The organism is Collinsella aerofaciens (genome assembly GCF_040926265.1).
Taxonomy (GTDB): domain Bacteria; phylum Actinomycetota; class Coriobacteriia; order Coriobacteriales; family Coriobacteriaceae; genus Collinsella; species Collinsella aerofaciens_BB.
This window is the reverse complement of the sequence record NZ_JBCOIL010000020.1, coordinates 30,511-50,939: the sequence shown is the minus strand read 5'-3', so window position 1 is coordinate 50,939 and position 20,429 is coordinate 30,511. Positions and strand designations below refer to the sequence as shown.

The 20,429-nt window shown below is 57.9% G+C and carries 20 protein-coding genes and 1 tRNA gene; 9 read left to right on the top strand and 12 right to left on the bottom strand.

Features of this window, described 5'->3' with window-relative positions; all coding sequences use genetic code 11:
- Positions 1–82: 82 nt before the first annotated feature.
- From typA to AB5767_RS07020, 12 genes are all read right to left on the bottom strand, one after another.
- Positions 83–1,921 carry a translational GTPase TypA gene (gene typA / locus AB5767_RS07075; protein WP_006235837.1) on the bottom strand — a complete coding sequence of 613 codons (1,839 nt, stop codon included), beginning with the start codon at positions 1,919–1,921 and terminating at the stop codon, positions 83–85.
- Between the two features lie 117 nt (positions 1,922–2,038).
- Positions 2,039–2,488: a hypothetical protein gene (locus AB5767_RS07070; protein ID WP_089572580.1), complete on the bottom strand. Its 450-nt coding sequence runs from the start codon at positions 2,486–2,488 to the stop codon at positions 2,039–2,041.
- A 30-nt stretch (positions 2,489–2,518) separates the two neighbouring features.
- On the bottom strand, positions 2,519–2,875 hold the full coding sequence (locus AB5767_RS07065; RefSeq protein ID WP_368132476.1) for a hypothetical protein: 357 nt from the start codon (positions 2,873–2,875) through the stop codon (positions 2,519–2,521).
- Between the two features lie 30 nt (positions 2,876–2,905).
- Positions 2,906–3,406: a bifunctional nuclease family protein gene (locus AB5767_RS07060; RefSeq protein WP_368132477.1), complete on the bottom strand. Its 501-nt coding sequence runs from the start codon at positions 3,404–3,406 to the stop codon at positions 2,906–2,908.
- A gap of 159 nt (positions 3,407–3,565) precedes the next feature.
- Positions 3,566–3,642 (bottom strand) — tRNA-Ile (locus AB5767_RS07055).
- A 300-nt stretch (positions 3,643–3,942) separates the two neighbouring features.
- A complete protein-coding gene (gene gyrA / locus AB5767_RS07050; protein ID WP_368132863.1) occupies positions 3,943–6,651 on the bottom strand; it encodes a DNA gyrase subunit A in 2,709 nt (902 codons plus the stop codon).
- Between the two features lie 41 nt (positions 6,652–6,692).
- The gene (gene gyrB, locus AB5767_RS07045; RefSeq protein WP_117769723.1) at positions 6,693–8,723 is read right to left on the bottom strand and encodes a DNA topoisomerase (ATP-hydrolyzing) subunit B; all 2,031 of its coding nucleotides are present in this window, start codon (positions 8,721–8,723) and stop codon (positions 6,693–6,695) included.
- 105 nt (positions 8,724–8,828) lie between these two features.
- Positions 8,829–9,392, bottom strand: a complete 564-nt coding sequence (locus AB5767_RS07040) for a DciA family protein (protein ID WP_368132007.1) — start codon at positions 9,390–9,392, stop codon at positions 8,829–8,831.
- On the bottom strand, positions 9,379–10,485 hold the full coding sequence (gene recF, locus AB5767_RS07035) for a DNA replication/repair protein RecF (RefSeq protein ID WP_368132006.1): 1,107 nt from the start codon (positions 10,483–10,485) through the stop codon (positions 9,379–9,381). The genes AB5767_RS07040 and recF overlap by 14 nt, the downstream gene beginning before the upstream one ends.
- Before the next feature lie 10 nt (positions 10,486–10,495).
- The gene (dnaN, locus tag AB5767_RS07030) at positions 10,496–11,599 is read right to left on the bottom strand and encodes a DNA polymerase III subunit beta (protein WP_022094338.1); all 1,104 of its coding nucleotides are present in this window, start codon (positions 11,597–11,599) and stop codon (positions 10,496–10,498) included.
- Between the two features lie 238 nt (positions 11,600–11,837).
- Complete coding sequence (locus AB5767_RS07025; RefSeq protein WP_368132005.1) at positions 11,838–13,562, bottom strand: DnaA ATPase domain-containing protein; 1,725 nt, start codon at positions 13,560–13,562, stop codon at positions 11,838–11,840.
- Positions 13,563–13,577: 15 nt separating this feature from the next.
- Positions 13,578–14,930 (bottom strand): ATP-binding protein, encoded by a 1,353-nt coding sequence (locus AB5767_RS07020; protein WP_368132004.1) that lies wholly within the window; start codon positions 14,928–14,930, stop codon positions 13,578–13,580.
- Positions 14,931–15,275: 345 nt separating this feature from the next.
- Between AB5767_RS07020 and rpmH the strand changes: the two genes are divergently transcribed.
- The 9 genes from rpmH (at position 15,276) to AB5767_RS06975 (ending at position 20,315) form a co-directional block, all read left to right on the top strand.
- Positions 15,276–15,410, top strand: a complete 135-nt coding sequence (gene rpmH / locus AB5767_RS07015) for a 50S ribosomal protein L34 (protein WP_019127408.1) — start codon at positions 15,276–15,278, stop codon at positions 15,408–15,410.
- A gap of 20 nt (positions 15,411–15,430) precedes the next feature.
- Positions 15,431–15,769: a ribonuclease P protein component gene (gene rnpA, locus AB5767_RS07010; RefSeq protein ID WP_006236191.1), complete on the top strand. Its 339-nt coding sequence runs from the start codon at positions 15,431–15,433 to the stop codon at positions 15,767–15,769.
- Positions 15,766–15,990, top strand: a complete 225-nt coding sequence (gene yidD / locus AB5767_RS07005; protein ID WP_082222962.1) for a membrane protein insertion efficiency factor YidD — start codon at positions 15,766–15,768, stop codon at positions 15,988–15,990. Before rnpA ends, yidD begins: the two co-directional genes overlap by 4 nt.
- 29 nt (positions 15,991–16,019) lie before the next feature.
- The gene (locus tag AB5767_RS07000) at positions 16,020–16,790 is read left to right on the top strand and encodes a YidC/Oxa1 family membrane protein insertase (protein ID WP_006236192.1); all 771 of its coding nucleotides are present in this window, start codon (positions 16,020–16,022) and stop codon (positions 16,788–16,790) included.
- A gap of 44 nt (positions 16,791–16,834) precedes the next feature.
- Positions 16,835–17,404 (top strand): Jag family protein, encoded by a 570-nt coding sequence (locus AB5767_RS06995; protein WP_022093802.1) that lies wholly within the window; start codon positions 16,835–16,837, stop codon positions 17,402–17,404.
- 96 nt (positions 17,405–17,500) lie between these two features.
- Entirely contained in the window at positions 17,501–18,238 is a 738-nt protein-coding gene (gene rsmG, locus AB5767_RS06990; protein WP_233504909.1) for a 16S rRNA (guanine(527)-N(7))-methyltransferase RsmG, read from the top strand.
- Between the two features lie 134 nt (positions 18,239–18,372).
- Positions 18,373–19,173 (top strand): ParA family protein, encoded by an 801-nt coding sequence (locus AB5767_RS06985; protein ID WP_022093800.1) that lies wholly within the window; start codon positions 18,373–18,375, stop codon positions 19,171–19,173.
- Positions 19,166–20,071: a ParB/RepB/Spo0J family partition protein gene (locus AB5767_RS06980; RefSeq protein WP_172676351.1), complete on the top strand. Its 906-nt coding sequence runs from the start codon at positions 19,166–19,168 to the stop codon at positions 20,069–20,071. Before AB5767_RS06985 ends, AB5767_RS06980 begins: the two co-directional genes overlap by 8 nt.
- Positions 20,061–20,315, top strand: coding sequence for a hypothetical protein (locus AB5767_RS06975; RefSeq protein ID WP_368132003.1), 255 nt, complete (start codon positions 20,061–20,063; stop codon positions 20,313–20,315). Before AB5767_RS06980 ends, AB5767_RS06975 begins: the two co-directional genes overlap by 11 nt.
- The last annotated feature ends 114 nt before the right edge of the window (positions 20,316–20,429 follow it).

The following is a 20,429-nucleotide window of genomic DNA, read 5'->3' as shown; positions in this document are numbered from 1 at the left end:
CCAGCTCAGTCCCTATGCACAAAAAGGGCGCCGACCATTACGGTCGACGCCCTTTCTTGTTAGACGCTATAAAGTCCAGCGCTTATTTGTTGACCTGGCCGGCGCGGACGGCGGCCTTCTTGCGGTCGGTGGCGTTGAGCAGGCGCTTGCGCAGGCGGATGTTCTTGGGGGTAATCTCAACCAGCTCGTCGTCGGCGATGTACTCCAGCGCCTCCTCCAGCGAGAAGGTGCGGGGCGGCACCAGCTGAACGGAGATATCGGAGGTCGAGGAACGCTGGTTGCCCAGGTTCTTGGTACGGGCGATGTTGACGACCATGTCGCCAGCCTTGCTGCGCTCGCCCACGATCATGCCCTCGTAGCACTCGGTGCCCGGCTCAACAAAAAGCTGGCCGCGCTCCTGCAGCGTACCCAGAGCATAGGCAACGGCCTTCTCGGTGGTCATGGAGATCATGGCGCCGTTCTGACGGTTACCGATCTCACCAGCGTAAGGACCATACTCTAGGAAGGTGTGGTAGAACACGCCCTCGCCGTGGGTGACGTTCATGATGCGGTTCTTAAGACCCATGATGCCGCGGGTCGGAATCTTAAACTCGAGGTGCGTCACGATGCCCGAGGTATCCATGCTCGTCATGATGCCGCCGGAGGTGCCGAAGACCTCAACGACCTTGCCCGAGTACTCGTCCGGACACTCGACGACGGCCTGCTCGACGGGCTCCATCTTGTTGCCGTTCTCGTCCTTCTTAAACAGAACGCGGGGACGACCGACCTGGAACTCAAAGCCCTCGCGGCGCATGGACTCCATCAGGACGGACAGGTGCAGGATGCCGCGGCCCGAGACCTCGACGCCGCTCTTGTCCTCGAGCTCCTCGATCTTCATAGTCACGTTGTTCTCGGCCTCGTTGAACAGGCGCTCCTTGAGCTGACGGGCGCCCACGATGTCGCCATCACGGCCGACGAGCGGGGAGGTCGAAGCCTCAAAGACGATGGACAGGGTCGGCGGGTCGATCTCGATGGGCTCGAGTTCAACGGGGTTCTCGGGGTCGGTGTAGACATCGCCGATATCGGTGCGGTCAATACCCACGACAGCAGCGATGTCGCCGGCGCCGACTTCCTGGCACTCGGTGCGGCCCAGATAGTCGAAGGTAAAGAGCTGCTTGACGGTAGCGGTGGCGCTGGAGCCGTCGTTCTTCACAACCAAAATCTGGTCGCCCTGGTGAATGGTGCCGGAGTACACGCGGCCGATGCCGATACGGCCGACGAAGTTGGAGTGGTCGATGGTCACGCACTGCATGGCCAGCGGGGCGTTCTCGTCAACCTCGGGCGCGGGCATGTCGTCGATGATCATATCGAGCAGCGGGTACATGTCCATATTGCCGTCGTTGGGGTCAAGGCGGGCAAAGCCATTCATGGCGCTGGCGTAGACCACGTGCTCCATGGCGAACTCAAGCTGGTCGTCGGTGGCGCCCAGGTCGGCCATGAGGTCCAGGCAGTCGTTGTAGGCCTTCTCGGGGTTGGCGCCCGGACGGTCGATCTTGTTGATGACGATCATGATCTTGAGGCCGGTGTCGATAGCGTGACGCAGCACGAAGCGGGTCTGGGGCATGGGGCCCTCAAAGGCGTCGACCAGCAGCAGGGCGCCGTCGGCCATACGCAGCACGCGCTCGACCTCGCCGCCAAAGTCGGCGTGGCCCGGGGTGTCGATGACGTTGATCTTGACGTCCTTATACTCGATAGAGATGTTCTTGGCGAGAATCGTGATGCCGCGCTCGCGCTCCTGGTCGTTGGAATCCAGGACGCGGTCCTCGACCTGCTGGTTGGCACGGAAGGCGTCCGTGGCACGCAGGAGTTTGTCGACCATCGTCGTCTTGCCGTGGTCGACGTGGGCGATGATGGCGATGTTCCTCAGATTGTCTACGCGCATGTAGTTCCCCTATCTTCTATCCATATACAAACGGCACGCGTACGCGGCCCGCCCAGCGATACAACGCTCAGCGGGAATATTGAGCCTTTTACCGAAAACTCGTTTATTTTAGCGATTTTAGATGAGAGGGGTTTCCTCACCTGCAGGTTCAGGGTCGCTCCACATAAAACCATCGCCGGCGCCCATGCCCTCATACAGCACATATGCCGAAAAACCGCTCTCGAGCGTGGTTTCGAAGAAGCTCACGAGCAGAGCATCGTGATAGCCGCCGTCAATCTCGACGCAGCCGGTGTAGCCGATGGCATAGCGAGCGATACGGCCCAGGCCCTCGTCCTTAAGACCCATCTTGTGCTCGGAGATAAAGTTGGTGGCCGCCTCGAGGCACGCCTCTTCGCCGTCCTCGTCGAGCGCCGCCAGATAACGGTTGGAAGCGGCGTCCTCAATTGCCACGACCACGCCAGGGTTTTCACCGGCGGCAAGGTCGTCCAAGAACGCGCCGATCAGATCGCACACCATGGCGTCGAGCTCGGCGGAGACGTTACCGGCGTCCTGCATATCCTGTGCCATCTTTAGACCTTCCCATCGAGTCTGGCGTCGTTACAGTTCTTGTGCCTCAGCAGCGATCTTAGCGGCAGCGTCGCGGGCGCGCATCATATCCATCGCGCGCTTGTCGAGTACCTTGATCTGACTGGTCAGCATGACCGCATCGACCACGCCCCAGATCACAAGGCCCGTAGAGATCGAAAACCCAAGCGCACCAACTGTACCACGAAGGCGCGAACAGATTGCCGCGACAAGGGCGGAGACGACAACCATCTTGATAAACGAGCCGCGGCGTTCGCGAAGCGTGCGGGCCTGCGTCACATAGGCAATGCGTGCCGCCTCGGACGCCTCAGAGCGCATCTGGGCCTCACGGGCGATCGCAGCCGCCTCAGCCGATACGCGGGCACCCATCAGCGACCTCTCCGCTCGCGTACCAGACATTTAGAAATCATCAGGGGAGAGCGTATGGACGAACTCGTCGAACTTCTCGAACTCTTGCTCGTCGTCGACTTCCTCGGCATGGGCAGAAACGGTGCCCAGGCGATTCATGATGTCGTCCTCCACAAACATGGGGGCATTGCTGCGCACGGCAAGGGCAATGGCATCGCTGGGACGGGCATCGATCTTGCGCTCGTCACCATCGGCCAGTATGACGATCGTCGCGTAGAACACCGGCGGCTCGGCGCGAACGATCTCGATGCGCTCGAGCTTAGCGCCCAGGGCGCCAACAGTATCGAGCAACAGGTCATGGGTAATCGGGCGCTCGGCGCGACCGCTATCGATGCCGCGGCTGATGGCAGCAGCTTCAAACGAACCAGTTTGAATGGAAAGGGAACGCAGTGGCGCGGGCGAGTCCGATTTGCTGCAGCGCTCGCGAAGCACGATAAGCGATGGCACGGGACCGGCGGCCATGACGATGGTCTCTATGTCGACACGAACCATGGAACACCTCCGGTACGTAGCGGTTAACACGCGGCAAGGTCGCCGCATTGAATAGCTATACTACCCAATCTTTCGCACAGCACACAAAACCAAAATGAGATTTATCGCAGACAAGAAAAAAGCCCCGAGGCAACGCCCCAGGGCTCTTCACAGTTTTGATGGTGGACCTGACAAGATTCGAACTTGTGACCTCCCGGTTATCAGCCGGACGCTCTAACCAACTGAGCTACAGGTCCATCGCGCAAGGGATATATTAGACGAGTCGTTACGCGCGCGTCAACAACTTTTTTGAAAATCTTTGAGGGGTGTCGGCCCCGGCTGCCCGGCGGCATGCGAAGTCGCCTGCTCGGACAGTCCTGCTCGCACGGAGAGCACATTAAGTGCTCTCCGGCTCGTGCGGAACTCGCGATCGACTTCGCATGCCGCCGGGCAGCCGGGGCCGACGCGGGGTTCAAAGGTTTTCAAAAAAGCGGTCGGCGCGCAGTGCGCCGACCGCCGATATATGGGGTCTGATATTTTCTAACAGTTAGGGCCTCTTACTCGTCAAGGAGATCTTCCGGCATGTCGTTGCCGTCGCCTAGATCGACAGGGGTTTCTTCGGGGGCGGAGCCGTTTTCTATGGCTTCGCCTTCGGGCCTCTCTTTGGCGGCTGTCATGCGGGCCACGGCGCAGATGCGGTCGTTGTCGTCGACGGTCATCATCTTGACGCCCTGGGTGGCGCGGCCAGTCTGGCTGATTTCGTCGGTCTTGACGCGAATGACCGTCGCACCCTCCGTCACGATGAACAGCTCGTGCTGCGGGCCCACCGTCTTCATGGCCGCGAGGTTACCCTTACGCTCGGTCATTTGGATGGTGTAGACGCCCTGGCCGCCGCGATTCTGCTCTGGGTAGTCCGCGACCGGCGTGCGCTTGCCGTAGCCGCGCTCGGTGATGACGAACAGATCGCCGTTGCCGTTAGTGACTTCCATGCCCAGAACGCTCACGCCGTCCTTCATACCGATACCGCGAACGCCGCTGGTATCGCGGCCGGTGGCGCGCACCTGCTCCTCGGAGAACATGATCGCCTTGCCCGCAGTGGTAGCCAGGATGATCTTGTCGCCCTCGCGCACGCGGCGCACGTTCAGCAGTGCGTCGTCGTCGCGCAGGTTGATAGCGATCAGGCCGTCGCGACGGCTGCGGTCATATGCGCTCATCACGGTCTTCTTGACCATGCCGCTCTTGGTGGCAAACATCAGGTACTCGTCGGCCGGGAACTCGCGGCAGCTGATGACGCTCGCGATCTTCTCGCCTTCCTCGAAGGGCAGCAGGTTGACGATCGCGGTACCGCGCGCCTGGCGCGTACCCACCGGCAGCTCGTGCACCTTCAGGCGATAGACCTTGCCCTTGCTCGAGAAGAACAGCACGTACTCGTGCGTGGACGCGATGAACATCTCGTCGATAACGTCGTCCTCTTTGAGGTTGACGCCCGATACGCCCTTGCCGCCGCGCTTCTGGGCGCGGTAGGCAGCCACCGGGATGCGCTTAACGTAGCCGGTGTGGGTGATGGTCACGACCATGTCCTCGTCAGCAATGAGGTCCTCGACATCCAGGTCCTTCTCAACCTGGCTGATCTCGGTGCGGCGTTTGTCGCCAAACTTCTTGGAGATCTCACGCATCTCTTCCTTGATGACGCCCAGGATCTTCTCCTCATGCGCCAGCAGGTCCTCGTAGTAAGCGATGGCGCGGCGCAGGCCGTCCAACTCTTCTTGGATCTTGTCGCGCTCCAGGCCGGTCAGGCGGCGCAGCTTCATCTCGAGGATGGCCGTGGTCTGCTCGGGCGTAAAGCCAAAGCGCTCGATCAGGCGGCTGCTGGCCTCGGAGTCGGTCTGCGAGGAGCGGATGATGCTAATGACCTCGTCGATATGGTCAAGGGCCATCAGGTAGCCCTCGAGGATATGGGCACGCGCCTGGGCCTTCTTAAGGTCGAAGCGGGTGCGGCGGGTAACGACGTCGACCTGGTGGTCGATGTAGTGCTGCAGCATCTCGCGCAGGCTCAGGCATTTGGGAACGCCGTTGACGAGCGCTAGATTGTTGGCGCCGAAGGTCGTCTGCAGCGAGGTGTACTTATACAGGTTGTTGAGCACGACCTGCGGAATGACGCCCTTCTTGAGCTCGATGACCAGACGGATGCCCTTCTGGTTGGACTCATCGCGCATATCCGAGATGCCCTCGATGCGCTTGTCGTTGACGAGCTGGGCGATCTTCTCCTGCAGGGTGCCCTTGTTGACCATGTAGGGAATCTCGGTAAAAACTAGGCGGCTGCGGCCGGTCTTGGTGGACTCCACGTGTGCCTTGGCACGCACGGTAATGGAACCGCGGCCGGTCTCGTAGCTCTGCTTAATGCCGGCGCTACCCATGATGATGGCACCGGTGGGGAAGTCCGGACCGGGCATGATCTGCATGAGCTCGTCGACGGTGGCGTCGGGGTTGTCGATCAGGTAGCAGGTGGCCTCGATCGCCTCGGTGAGGTTATGCGGGGCGATGTTGGTGGCCATGCCGACGGCGATGCCCTGACTGCCGTTGACCAGCAGGTTGGGGAAGCGCGCAGGCAGCGCCACGGGCTCGGCGAGCGATTCGTCGTAGTTGGGCTGCCAGTCGACGGTATCCTTCTGCAAGTCACGCAACAGTTCCATGGCGGGCTTGGCCAGGCGGCTCTCGGTGTAACGCATGGCCGCCGCGCCGTCGCCGTCGATGTTACCGAAGTTGCCGTGACCGTCGATGAGCGGCGTGCGCATGGAGAACCACTGCGCCAGGCGAACCATGGCCTCGTAGACCGCGGAATCGCCATGCGGGTGGTACTTACCGATAACTTCGCCGACCGTCCAGGCCGACTTCTTGTGTGGGCGGTTGGGATAGATGCCGCTCTCGTTCATCGCGTACAGGATGCGGCGGTGCACCGGCTTTAAGCCGTCGCGCACGTCCGGCAGGGCGCGGGCCGTGATGACCGACATCGAATACTCGATGAACGACTGCTTCATCTCACGGCCGAACTCCGAAATCTGGAGCTGGCCGCCGTTGATATCCTCGCCGGCCGAGGCGCCACGGTCGACTTCGCCAAAGCTCTCCTCGAGCTCAGCGTCGTCTTCTTCCTCATCATCATCGGCATCGGGGTTATAGGCGTCCGGGTCGCCGTCCTCGCCCTGCTCAGCACGGGCAAGCAGGCGCTTCAGATCGTCGGGCATACCGGCATCGCCGGCCTCGCCCATACCCTCGTTATTGTTGATATCGTCTGCCACGTTACCTCCTCTTAAGCGTCAAGGAAACGCGCGTCATGCGCATGCTTCTCGATGTACTCGCGGCGATAGCCGACCTCGGAACCCATCAGCTCGCGCACGGCGCGGTCCGCCACCACGGCGTCCTCGATCGACACACGCTGCAGAATGCGGGTCTTTGGGTCCATCGTCGTCGAGGCAAGCTGTTTGGGGTCCATCTCGCCCAGGCCCTTGTAGCGCTGGACGGTATAGCCCTTGCGCTTTTTGGTGATCTTGCCGTCCTTGGCCTTGCCGTCCTCGTCGTTATCGTCAGGGTTCAGGCCCAGGCTCTGGATGGTGTCACGCAGGATCTCGTCTTCGGGCTGGCGGCCGTTGGGATACACGTAGTGGATCTTGTTGCGCACCTTAATGCCAAAGATGGGCGGGCAGGCAACATAGACGTAGCCGGCATCGATCAGCGGACGCATGTACTTGTAGAAGAACGTCAGCAGCAGGATGCGGATATGCGCACCGTCGACGTCTGCATCGGTCATGATGATGATCTTGTGGTAGCGCGCCTTGGTGATATCGAAATCGCCGCCGTCGCCGGCACTCGTCGTGACGCCGCAGCCGATCGCGGTAATCAGCGACTGGATGGTGTCACTCGAGAACGCGCGATGGTCACCAACGCGCTCGACGTTCAAAATCTTGCCGCGCAGGGGCAGAATCGCCTGGATGTCTCGGCGACGGCCGTCCTTGGCCGAACCGCCTGCCGAGTCGCCCTCTACGATGAAGAGCTCGGTCAGCTCGGCATCGCGCACCGAGCAGTCAGCGAGCTTACCGGGCAGGGACGCCGTCTCGAGCAGGCTCTTGCGACGGGTCGCTTCGCGCGCCTTGCGAGCGGCGTTGCGGGCCTTGCAGGCTTGCTGGGCCTTCTTGACAATCTCGCGGGCGGGCTTAGGATGCTCCTCGAGGTAATCGGCAAGGCCGTCGGTCACGATCTTGAGCGTCAGCGCGCGCATATAGGAGCTGCCGAGCTTGGCCTTGGTCTGGCCCTCAAACTGCGGATCGGGCAGCTTGACCGAGATAACGGCCGAAAGGCCCTCGCGCACATCGTCGCCGGTCAGGTTGGCGTCTTTTTCCTTGAGCAGGTTCTGCTTGCGCGCGTAATCGTTGATCACGCGGGTGAGCGCGGTGCGGAAGCCCTCAAGGTGCATGCCGCCCTCGGGGGTGTAGATGTCGTTGGCAAACGACATGACGTTCTCGCCGTAGCCGCTATTCCACTGCAGGGAAACCTCAACCTCGCCCATCTTGGCCACAGGTGCGTCCGGGTCCGATTTGCCCTCGATGTAGATAGGCTCCTTAAAGGCCTCGGGGACGTCCTTGCCCTCATTGAGGAACTTGACGAAGTCGATGATGCCGCCCTCGTAGCAAAACTCCTCCACGTGGGGAGTCGCCTCGCGTTCGTCGGTCAGCACGATCTTGAGGTTCTTATTGAGGAACGCCGTCTCCTGCAGACGGTTGTGCAGCGTATCGAAATCGTAGATGCAGGTCTCGAAGATCTCGTCGTCGGGCCAGAAGGTGACGGTGGTGCCCGTCGAATCCGAGGTGCCCACGACCTCCATCTTCTTGACGGTCTTGCCGCGCGAGAACTCCATCTCGTAGGTGTTGCCATCGCGACGAACCTGAACGACCACGCGCTTGGACAGTGCGTTGACGACGGAGATGCCCACGCCGTGCAGGCCGCCCGAGACCTTATAGGCCGAGTTATCGAACTTACCGCCGGCGTGCAAGATCGTCATGACGACCTCGAGCGTCGGAATCTTTTTAACAGGGTGCTCGTCGACGGGGATGCCGCGCCCGTTGTCGACGACCGTGATGGAGTTGTCGGCGTGGACCGTCACCTGGATCTCGGTGCAGAAACCGGCCATGGCCTCGTCGACGGAGTTGTCAACGATCTCCCACACCAGGTGATGCAGACCGCTGGCGCTCGTCGAGCCGATATACATGCCCGGGCGCTTACGAACGGCCTCGAGACCTTCGAGAATCTTAATCTCGCCGCCATCGTAATCGTTTTCGTTTGCCACACGTCCTCCTTCAGTCAAGAAAATGTGTACAGCCTTACTAGTTTATCGTAAAAAAATACCCTCGGGAATGAGGGTATTTGGCTCTACAAGGCCACCAGATGCGATTTAAGGCTCTTTTTTGCTTTGCACGCCCTTGGCCCACTCGGCACTGGCTCTCATGGCATTCTCGAGGGCCTCGCGCAGTTTTTGGTCTTCGATGGGCGCCACTTGGCGCTCAATCTCGGTGCGCTCGGCCTCACTTAGGTCGGCGTGCGGGGCCGGCGGGTGCTCGGTCGTCGCCGGGCGCAGGCGCTCCTTGGCGGCGGGCGGCGTGTGACCGGGCGCGGTGGTTTTGAACACCAGGCCATCCACATGCGCACCGGCGCGCTCCATGCGCGCGCGGATGATCTCGCGCAACAGCGTCATTTCCTGCGTCCACGAGGGCGAGTCGAGATATATCAGCAGCTCATTGGACTCGGGCAGGTAGCGCAGGCCCGTCACATGCCGCCCCTCGCGCGTGCCCGAGCACACCGCGTTCCACGCGCGATAGACCGCGCGCGACTCCTCGGCAGCCTCCATCTGCGCACGGCGCTCAGGTGTCGCGGCCGCCAGGATGCGTTGACGCTCTGCGTTCAAAAAGCCACTGAAGGCGACCGTTTCGCTCTCGCGCTCGTAATTAGCACGTCTCACCCATGCTCACCACCTTGGCTCGATCAAGCAGGTCATCGGTAAAGTACCCAAGGTTGGTCGTGGTTATGACCGTCTGGATATCATCGCCGATCAGCCGCAGAAAAGCACCGCGGCGCTCGCCGTCGAGTTCGCTCATCACGTCGTCCAAAAGCAGCAGTGGGGCGGTGCCCAGGACATCGCGAGCCACGGCTACCTCCGCCACCTTCCAGGACAGCACCAACGTTCGCTGCTGTCCTTGGCTGGCAAACGAACGGGCGGAGCGACCCGCCACGGTAAACTCAATCTCGTCGCGATGCGGTCCCACCAGCGTCACGCCGCGGCGAATTTCCTCGTCGGCGTGCTCATCGAGGGCAGCCAGCATGCGCTCGTACGCCCAGCCCTTCAGCTCTTCGCGATCCTCGACCTGGGGCAAATCCCCCAGCGTGGACGCATAGGACACGTTGGCGGCCTCACCGGACGCCACTTGCCCGTAGGCAGCGCGCACATGGCCCGCCAGCCGGTCGAGTAGGGCCAACCGGTGCACGAGCAGGGCCGAGCCCGCGCGGGCAATCGAATCGTTCCACGCGCCGAGCATCTCGCGGCAGCACCAGGTCTCCTTGAGCAAGGCATTACGCTGGGTCACGCAACGCCCATAGGTATTCGCAAGATCGGCATAGCGTGCGCTCAGTTGCATGCCAAAGTCATCGAGGGCGGCGCGGCGCACACTGGCGCCTCGCTTAACCATGTCCAGATGGTCGGGACAAAACAGCACGCTCGGCAGAACCCCGCGCACACCGGCGGCGGAGCATCTCTTGCCGTTGCGGCTAAACGAGCGCTTACCGTCCCCCGCGCTCAATCCCATATCAAGCACGCGGCCGTCGCCCTCGAGCCTCAGCTCGACCCTGCACGAGCCCACGCCATCATGGACGAGCTCGGCTGCGGTCGGATGCCTAAACGAGGCGCCGCTCGTCAGCAGCTGCAGCGCCTCTATGAGATTGGTCTTTCCCGCCGCGTTGGGTCCCGCAAGTATCGTCACGCCCTCGTCTAGGGCAAGGCGATAGCTATCGAAGCTGCGGTAGTGTACGACGGAAAGATCGCGGGCGAATATGGTCATAGGGCGGCTGCTAGATGCGGACCGGCATGACCAGGTACAGGTAGTTGATCTTGTCGTAGGACTTGAAGATGCCCGCCTGCGAGTAGCTCTTGAGCTCCAGCGTGATCTCCTTCTCCTTGGACAGGGCATTGAGGCAGCCGAAGATATAGTGGTAGTTGAAGGCGATGGTGCCCGACTCGCCCTCGGCCTCGACATCGATCGTCTCCTGCGCAAGGTCCTGGTCATTGGAAATGGAAGACAGGCCCATCTGCCCGTTCTCGACATCGATCTCGAACTTGACGGCGGGGTTGGCGCTCGCGATAACGGCCACGCGCTTGAGCGCGGCGTTAAAGGCGGCGACGTCGATCTTGACGCTCGTCACGCACGAATCGGGGATGAGCTGCTTGTAGTTGGGGTACACGCCCTCGATGCGGCGCGACACGTAGGTGGTGTTGCCGGCCTCAAAGACGACCTGGGTGTCGGTAGCCCCGATCATGATGGTCGCCTGGCTGGCCATGATGTTCAGCGCGTCGTTAAAGGCGTCGGCCGGAACGTTGAGTTCAAAGGAGCCCTCGAGGGTCGAGGTCTCGACCTGCGTATCGCACACGGCCAAGCGGAAGGAATCGGTCGCCACCAGGCGCACGGTGTTGTTCTCGACCTTCATGTGCACGCCACCCAGGATGGGGCGGGCCTTGTCAGTCGAGGTGACGCGCCACACGCGGCCGACCATTTCGGACAAGATATCGGTCGGCAGTTCCACGGCGCTCTCGATGGCATAGGCCGGAAACTCGGGGAAGTCATTGGCATCGAGCGTGTTCAGGCGGAAAGAGCTCTTCTCACAACCAATCAGCACCTGGCGCTCGGACAGCTCAAAGGTGACCGGGGCATCGGGGAGGGTCTTGGTGATATTGGAGAGCATCTTACAAGGGATAACCATCTCGCCCTCTTCTTCGACATGCGCCGCGATACGATGGCGGATCGAGATGGTGTAGTTAGAGGTCTGGAATTCCAAGATGCCGTCTTGGGCCTTAACGAGCACGCCCGACAGGATGGGAAGGGTGGATGCCGAAGCGACACCCTTCATAACGACGCCGATGGCTTGTGTAAGCGAGCTCTGGCTGACGGTAAACTTCATCTTTTAATACCTTTCTATAGATATAAATATCTTAATAATAGTAATAGCGCTGACGAAACTGTTGATTACTCACAAAGACGCAGGTCAGACCCAGAAAGAGAATCGACAGCAACCTGTGTGCAACAGGGGTGGTTTTCCACGTTCAAAACCTGCGCAAAACTTTTCATCATCGCGGGTTGGGTTTTAGACACCTTATGCCCGTGGTTTCGACAAGTTTTCAACAGGTGTCTCTATTTCCCTACGAGCGCAGTGTAATTTTATCGCGCAGCGACTTGAGGTCTTCGGTGACGGTGCGATCTTCCTGGATCATCTTCTGGACCTTTTTGTAACTCGTGCTGACGGTCGAGTGGTTGCGGTTGCCAAATTCGGCGCCCACCGCCGTGGTCGTCATCTCGCACATCTCGATGGCCAGGTAGATAGCGATATGGCGTGCTTTGGCGATATTGGCGTTGCGACGCGGGCCGATGAGCTCCTCGTGCGTCACGCCGTACTGCTCTTCGATGACGGACTGAACCGTCTGGACGTTGATCTTTTTGGCCGATGTGTCGAAGTACTGGCTGGCGATGGCGTCGATATCGTCAAAGGTGAGCTCCCCGCCCTCGCGCTCACGGTCGCCCGCCTCGCCGGCGCAGCGCTCGCAAAAGCTCTCGAGTTCGCGGATGTTGGTGCCCGAGACCTCGGCCATGTGTTTAAAGTGCTCGTCGGTCAGGTGTCCGCCGTCGCCCCCATAGGCCGCCAACAGCGAGTCGTCGCCTACCTCGGGAGCGGCGACGATGGTGTTCTCGTAATAGCGCTGCAAGATCTTGTATTTCATCTCGTAGCTGGGCTCTGCGACCAGGCAGAGCATGCCGGCGTTGAAGCGGCTGGTCAGACGCTCGTCCATGCTCAGGTCCTTGGGGGCACGGTCTGCCGCGATGACGACCTTCTTGTTGTTGCGGATGAACTCGTCCATGAGCTGGAAAAAGTAGTCCACGCTCGCGCGCTTGCCGATGATGTTTTGGATGTCATCGATGATGAGCACGTCCACGCCGTGGTACGCCTGCATGATGGGAGCGTTGCTCTTCTTTTGACGGTCGAACTCGGTCATCAGGTCGTCCAGATACGCCTGGGAGTTGGCATACTTGACCTTGATCTCGGGCGACTTCTCGGCGAGCTCGTTTTTGATGGCAAGCAGCAGGTGCGTCTTGCCCAGGCCCGATTTGCCGTAGATGAACAGTGATGTGCACGTGCCGCGCTCGTCCGCGAGGGCGGCAAACTTGAGTGCCGAGCGATAGGCATGGCTGTTCTCGGGGCCGTAGACAAAGTTCTCAAAGGTGAATTTTGAGTTCGCGGCGAGTGGGGCTCCATCCGTATTCTGCTCGGCCGGCACGGTCGGTGCTGGCATGGATGAGGCGGGGGTCGCAGCTTGCGTGGATTTGGTCGGCGCTCCGCCCTTCATCTGGTTCATCATGCGACGAAAATCGTCGGCCGAGAGCGTGTTCTTGATTGCAATGCCCGAATCCGCGCCCGCCGCCGCGTCGTGAGCGATGGGCATGTGTGTGACGGGTGCATTCGTTGACGTCGCCGCCGCGGTCGGCAACGGTGCCATGGTTTCACGGGAAACATCGCTGTGCTGGTGCTCGATTGCCGGCACGTCGCCTGCGGAGGCCGGCACCGCCGGGGAAGCAGCGGGAGCCGTGGCGGGCGCCGTCGCGGCAGCGGATTCCATCGCGGCGCCTTGCGGTGCCACGATGTCGAGCGCAATCGGTGCAAAGGCGATTTCTTCCAGATAGGCCTCAATAGTCGGCTGATGCTTTTTGAGCTGCGCGATGGCAAAGCGCGAGGGGGCCTCGATCGTGAGCGTATCTTCGGTCAGGCTTATGGCGCGCGATTGCCCCAGCATGTTGATGAGGCGTGCATCTTGGCCGTCGCGCTGACAAAAGGCGATGGCATCCCCCAGGATGATGCCTGCTTCCTCGTCCACTGTCTCTCCCGTTCTTTAGCTCTGAGCTCGCACGCGAGCGGCGCCGAGTTCGGTCAGATGGTATTTCTGGCCATGCTTGATGACCAAGCCGGCCTGCGCCAAGTCATTGAGCGTGCGTGACCAAGTGGGGGCCGAGTTTCCAAACGCCCTCGCCAGATCGGTTGCGCCGCACGCTTGATTTTGCGCCAGATAGCCCAGCGCGGCGTTGCCGCGATCGCTTACGAACACGTCCGGTTGTGGCTGCGCATGCTGATTTGCTGCATTAGGATACATCATTTGAGCTGCTGGTTGTTGAGAACTCTGCATCGGTGGCATTTGCTGTTGAAAACTTTGAGGCCACTGTTGGTAAGGCTGCGGAGGCATCTGCTGGGCCCAGGGGTTGTACTGCTGCTGCGGCATCTGCTGGTACGGCTGCTGATATCCCTGCTGGTACTGCTGCGGGAACTGCTGGCCATACCCCAGTGGCGGCATCTGCTGATATGGATATCCCTGTTGGTACGGCTGATAGCCCATTTGCTGGCCACCCGGCGTCCCCGTCGCCTGCTGCATTGCTGCTGCATCCTGATCAGCCAGCGGCATGGCCTCTGGCATGCTTGGCGGCATCGACATAGATGCCGCCTGGGGTTCTTGTGTGGGAAGCATTCCGGGCTGCTGCATCTGTCCCACGGGGGGCTGCATCTGCTGCGTTGCCACGGGCTGCTGCGCAAAAGCTCCCGGCAGGGGATATGTGGGCTGCTTCGTCTCGGGCCGCACGGCAGCGCCGCGTCCGCCGGCACGCTCGATTTCCTGCACGCGTTTAGGGTTCAGGCTTACCGTAACCACGGTGCCGTTGCCCATGTTGTCCTCGATGGATACGGCACCGCCGGCGTTTTCCAAATACTCCTGCACCATGGGAAACCCTGCTCCGGTTCCACGGATATAGCGCTTCATCTTGCTGTTTGCGCTGGTAACGCCAAAGTCGAAAGCACGTTCCTTGTCGTCGATGCCGGGTCCTTGGTCAGCAAAGCGGATGGTGTCTCCGCCGTCCAGAATCGAGATGATGGGCTCGGCAAAGTGTGCGTGGATAAAGTTTTCGACAATCTCGCGGATGACCATGAGCGAGATATGGCCACCTTGTTCTTTCATGCACTGGTAGACGGTGTTGGCCGTCTCTTCCAAATACGTGCGGACATCTTGCGGATCAATGACGATCACCCGCGGTGTCGACAGCATGTCGTCATAGACGGCGATGCGCGCGGCGTACATGGCTTTTGGCGCCTGCGTGGTCGTCTGCTCGCCTTCCGCACGCTCTTCGCGCACGCCGGTGATGTGCTCGTTGTCGGGTGCCGGGTCTCCGGAATCGACCATGGTGTAAAAGTCGTCAGACATGCCGCTCACAATCTTTCAAAAGGTTTCGAACAAATAGTAGCTCACCGTGCAACGTTTCTCATCTTTCGACAACTTTTCAAAACTTGTTGAAAACTTTGGAAAACGGGCGAAAAGTTCTCAACATTGCCAACATGACCTGTTGAAAACTCGATGAAATATCGTGAAAGGTTGCCATGAGGAGCAAATTTCGGTTGTGCTTATGGGGGAACCGTGTGAACTGCGCAACCTTTTACCTTTGATTTCTTGACATTTGAACATTGATTTCCCTACAATCTTCAAGCTCACGTGTCTATATCTGCGTCCGCGTCCCCGCGGACACTCGAAATGCAGCAGGAGGAACTTAAGATGAAGCGTACGTATCAGCCTAATAAGCGTAAGCGTGCCAAGACCCATGGCTTCCGTGCCCGTATGGCCACTAAGGGTGGTCGTGCCGTGCTCGCCCGTCGTCGCGCCAAGGGCCGCAAGCGTCTCACTGTCTAGCAGCGATACACACATCTCGCATGAAGACTATTAAGTCTCGGCAAGATTTCGAGCATGTGTTCAGTCAGGGGCGTCGTTTCAATCACCCTCTGATTCGAATGACCATATGTGAATCGGTTGGCGAAGGCGACTCCGGAAGGGTCGCCTTCGTTGGTGCTAAGCGACTCGGTTGTGCCGTCGTGCGCAACCGATCTAAGCGTGTGATGCGCGAGGCCGCCCGCAGCTGCGGATTTCCCGTTGCGGGTTATGACATCATCTTGTTTGCAACTCCCAAGACGAGGGTTTCCTCGCCGCAGGAGATGGACAAGGCGTTGCGTTCGCTTATGAAGCGCGCCGGCGTTGCCGGGGAGGAGCGATGAGCAATCACGTTTTGCGACGTGTTGCCATCGCTCCTATTCGCATATATCAACAGGTTATTTCGCCCTTATTGCCTGACGCCTGCATTTATTACCCAACGTGCTCGCAATACGCCATCCAGGCGATTGAGAAGCACGGTGTTTTGAGAGGCTGCTGGCTTGCCGTGAGGCGCATCGCTCGCTGCAATCCCCTGCACGTCGGCGGTTATGACCCTGTGCCCTAGCGGGCACTCGCTATCGGAGGAAAACTTACATGTGGGATTGGATCGTTAACATCCTTTTCGAGCTGCTCAAGCTCATCCAGACCTTTGCGGTCGACTGGGGCCTGTCCATCATCATCCTGGTGGTCATCATCCGTCTGCTGCTGACGCCGCTCATGCTCAAGTCGACCAAGTCGACGGCTCGCATGCAGGTGCTGCAGCCCAAGATGCTCGAGATCCAGGAGCGCTATGCCGACGATCCCCAGCGTCAGGCCGAGGAGATGCAGAAGTTCTACAGCGAGAACAAGTTCAACCCCATGGCTGGCTGTCTGCCGCTGCTGATTCAGATGCCTATCCTGTTCGCCCTGTTTACATTGCTGCGCAACCTGCCGCAGTACTTTAACGACGGCACGTTCTCGTTCTTCAACATCCTGCCCGACCTGACCACCACGCCGAGCGCTTCCTTTGCCGATGGCTTTATGGTTGCACTGCCTGCGCTGGTTTGCCTGATCCTGTTCGCCGTCCTGACCCTGATTCCGCAGCTCTATATGTCGCGCAACCAGACCGGCCAGCAGGCTCAGAGCATGCGTATGATGGCCGTTGTCATGACGGTCATGATGCTTTGGATGGGCTGGAGCCTTCCCGTTGGTGTTCTGCTGTACTACGACGTCTCGTCTGCTTGGCAGGTTATCCAGCAGATTTTTGTGACGCAGAAGGTCATCGACAAAGCGAAGGCCGATGAGGAGGAGCGTCTTAAGAACGCTCCGCTGCAGGTTGAGGTCACTCGTCGAGAGAAGAAGCCGCGCCCGCACAAGAAGAAGTAGTGGGATATCAATCTTATTTAGGTACCTAACTTTTGGAGTACGTTATGTCTGAAGAGATCATCGAGGATATGCTTGAGGAGGTTGCCCCGCAGGTCGCGGGCGATTATCCCGAGATTGCACAGCGCTACAAGGCTGGTGAAGAGCTGACCGATGAGGAGCTCGACACCATTGCCGATGTTGCGATTTCCATCCTGCGTTCCATCCTTTCGCACTTCGATGCCGCCAACTCTCCTATCGATGAGTATGAGGGCGACGAGGGTGAGCTGATTTTGGATGTAACGGCTCCCGACCTTGCTGTTCTCATTGGCCGTCATGGTCGCACCCTTGATGCCCTTCAGGTTATGTTCTCTTTGCTGGTGAGCCGCAAACTTGGCTTTAGGTATCCGGTTGTAGTGGACGTCGAGGGATACAAGAGCCGCCGTCAGGACAAGGTTGCCTCCATGGCTCAGTCTGCTGCCGAGCGTGCCATTCGCACTCATAAGAGTGTTTCGCTTCCGCCCATGAATGCCTACGAGCGTCGACTGGTTCACATTGCACTTCGTGGCAATGATGCCGTCGATACTCATTCTGAGGGTTCTGACCCTGATCGCCATGTGGTGATTGTTGCTCGATAATCTACTCGAGTTTATGCTAAGGGGACGTGGTTTCCACGTCCCCTTTTTTTGTCAAAATTTCTCGATACACTGATTTTTGTCAGAAAGGAGCTTTCGTTGTTAGTACTTACTGATCAGCAGGCTGACGAGATGTTGAGTCGTCTAGCTTTCTATTGCAAAGAGTATTCCTTGAGCGTAACTGATGTTGAGCTGAGGAAATGTATTCAGCATTTGGATTTGGTTCTAGAAACAAATAAGACAACCAATCTCACCCGTATTCTTAACGTAGAAGATGCTGCAGTACTTCATATCCTCGACTCACTTGTTTTGCTCCCCTATATCAACAAGGCTCCTGAGGGAGCTTTGCTCGATATGGGAACAGGTGCGGGCTTCCCTGGTATTCCATTAACCATAACCACGCATCGTAAAGCTACTTATATTGACTCTGTTGGCAAGAAGGTTGATGCGGTTAATTCCTTTGTCCATGCTCTTGGATTGAAACACGCTCATGCGGTTCATGATCGTCTTGAAGAATATGCTCGAAGCCATAAGAAGCAGTTCTCTGTTGTAACCGCCCGCGCACTGGCCCCTCTACCGATTCTTGTTGAGTATGCGGCTCCGTACCTCAAGGATGGAGGGCTATTTGTTATAACCAAGGGCAATCCTTCGGATGAGGAGCTTGCTTCCGGCATGTCAGCAGCTAAGATTTGCGGCTTCACTTTGCTTCTGAATGACGCAATTGATTTGCCTGAAGGCTTGGGTCACAGGGAGTTCATTGTTCTTAAGAAGAGTCATCCAGCATCTGTCTCATTGCCTCGTGCAAATGGCGTGGCAAAGAAGAATCCGCTTGCCTAGATGTTTCACGTGAAACATAATGGATACTAACAACTTGCAGTGTTTCACGTGAAACATGGCGGTTGATATCGATTCGGAATGTTTCACGTGAAACATCCTCCGTTTGACAGCTTTAATACACACCAGGAGGGACCGTGGGATTTCGCGACGTTAAGCGTTCTAAGAGCGCAAAAGACACGCGTATCATTGCAATCATCAATCAAAAAGGCGGCGTCGGTAAGTCAACGACGGCTGTAAACCTTGCAGCAGCACTGGGTGAGCAGGGTCGTAAGACACTGATTGTCGATTTTGATCCGCAGGGAAACAGCACCAGTGGATTCGGAATTGAAAAAGAAGACCTTGATCACTGCATCTATGATGCATTGTTGAATGATGTGCCGGCAGAATCGCTTGTACTTGATACAAATTGTAAAAAGGTATTCGTTATTCCGGCTACAATTCAACTTGCAGGCGCGGAAATTGAGCTCGTAAGCGCAATTGCTCGTGAAACCCGCCTCAAAGATTTGCTTGAGCCGATTCAGGACGAGTTTGACTTTATTTTCATTGACTGTCCTCCTTCGCTCGGCCTGCTTACTATCAACGCTTTGACCGCAGCAGACAGCGTTTTGATTCCGATCCAGTGCGAATATTACGCACTCGAGGGCGTTACGAAGCTGCTTGAGTCAATGAAGATGGTCAAATCACGGCTGAACAAGGGCTTAGACACCTATGGTGTGCTTATGACCATGTATGACTCGCGTACTTCTCTATCGAATCAGGTTGTTGAGGAGGTTCAATCGTACTTTGGTGATAAGGCGTTTAAGACGCTAATCCCCCGTACGGTTAAAATCTCCGAAGCTCCGTCTTTTGGAGAACCGGTAATTACCTATGCACCTCAAAATAAGGGTGCAAAAGCATATATGAACCTTGCAAAAGAGGTGATCAAGCGTGCCTAGTGTAAAGAAACGTGGCGGATTGGGACGTGGACTCAATGCTTTGGTCTCAGAGGCCGAGTATGAGACCGGCGGTTCGGCTGCATCGGCTTCAAATGCCGCATCTGAAACAAAACTACCTATTGAGGATATCGTTCCCAACCCTAATCAGCCGCGAATTCACTTTAACGAAACTGAACTTCGCGAGTTGAGCGAGTCAATCCAAGAACATGGCGTTTTGCAGCCGCTTTTGGTTCGCAAACATGGAAACGGCTATGAGATCATCGCTGGTGAGCGTCGTTACCAGGCGTCAAAGCTTGCTGGCCTTGAAGAATTGCCAGTCATCATTAAAGAGGTAAATGATGAAGAGATGCTGGCTCTTGCTCTTATCGAAAACCTTCAGCGTTCTGATCTGAATCCCGTCGAAGAGGCTAAGGGCTATCGCCAACTCATCGATGCCAGCGGGATGACCCAGGAGGCATTGTCGAAGGCAGTAAGCAAGTCACGCTCTGCAATTACAAACTCGCTGCGTCTTCTCGATCTCCCCGAAGTAGTTCAGCAGATGATTTTTGAGGGCAAACTTACTGCTGGTCATGCACGTGCGATTCTTGCAGTTCCCTATGAGGACGCGCGTATTCGACTTGCAGAGAAAGTTGTTACAGAGGGCCTTTCCGTAAGAGCGACAGAAAATCTTGCTCCGTTGTTTTCTGCCGGAGAGACACCTAAGACGCCGAGGCCTGCAACGCCTCAGTCTTTTAAAAAGGCTGCCCGCGTGCTTCGTCAGGTTTTTAATACCAACGTGCGTGTGAAGAGCTCGCGTGGAAAGAATAAGATTGAGATTGAGTTTAAAGACGAGGAAGAGCTCTCTCGTATTCTTGGCGAAATGATTCAGTTTGATCAAGGAGGCCAAGATGAGGAATAAGATTTCAACAGCGATTGCATTGGTGACGACTGTCGCGGCTGGTGCCTTTGCTGGCTATAGGATCGCTACAGACGATGAACTTCGAGGTCGTTTGCTTCGTAGCGCGCAAGATATCGTCGATACTTCCAAAAAGAAAATGGATGTTATGACAGAAGATGTTGCCATGCATACTGCTCAGGTAACGAAGAATCCCAAGATTAATCAAGGTTGGGTCAGCAACCAATGGGAAAATGTAGGCTATTAGGTACCTAACAATTACTCAGCATATTTTGAGGGGTCCTTGTCTGATTCATGAGACAAGGACCCCTTATTTTGGCCGTAAAAATGGGACAGGTAGCAGCTGATTCAAAATTAAGGT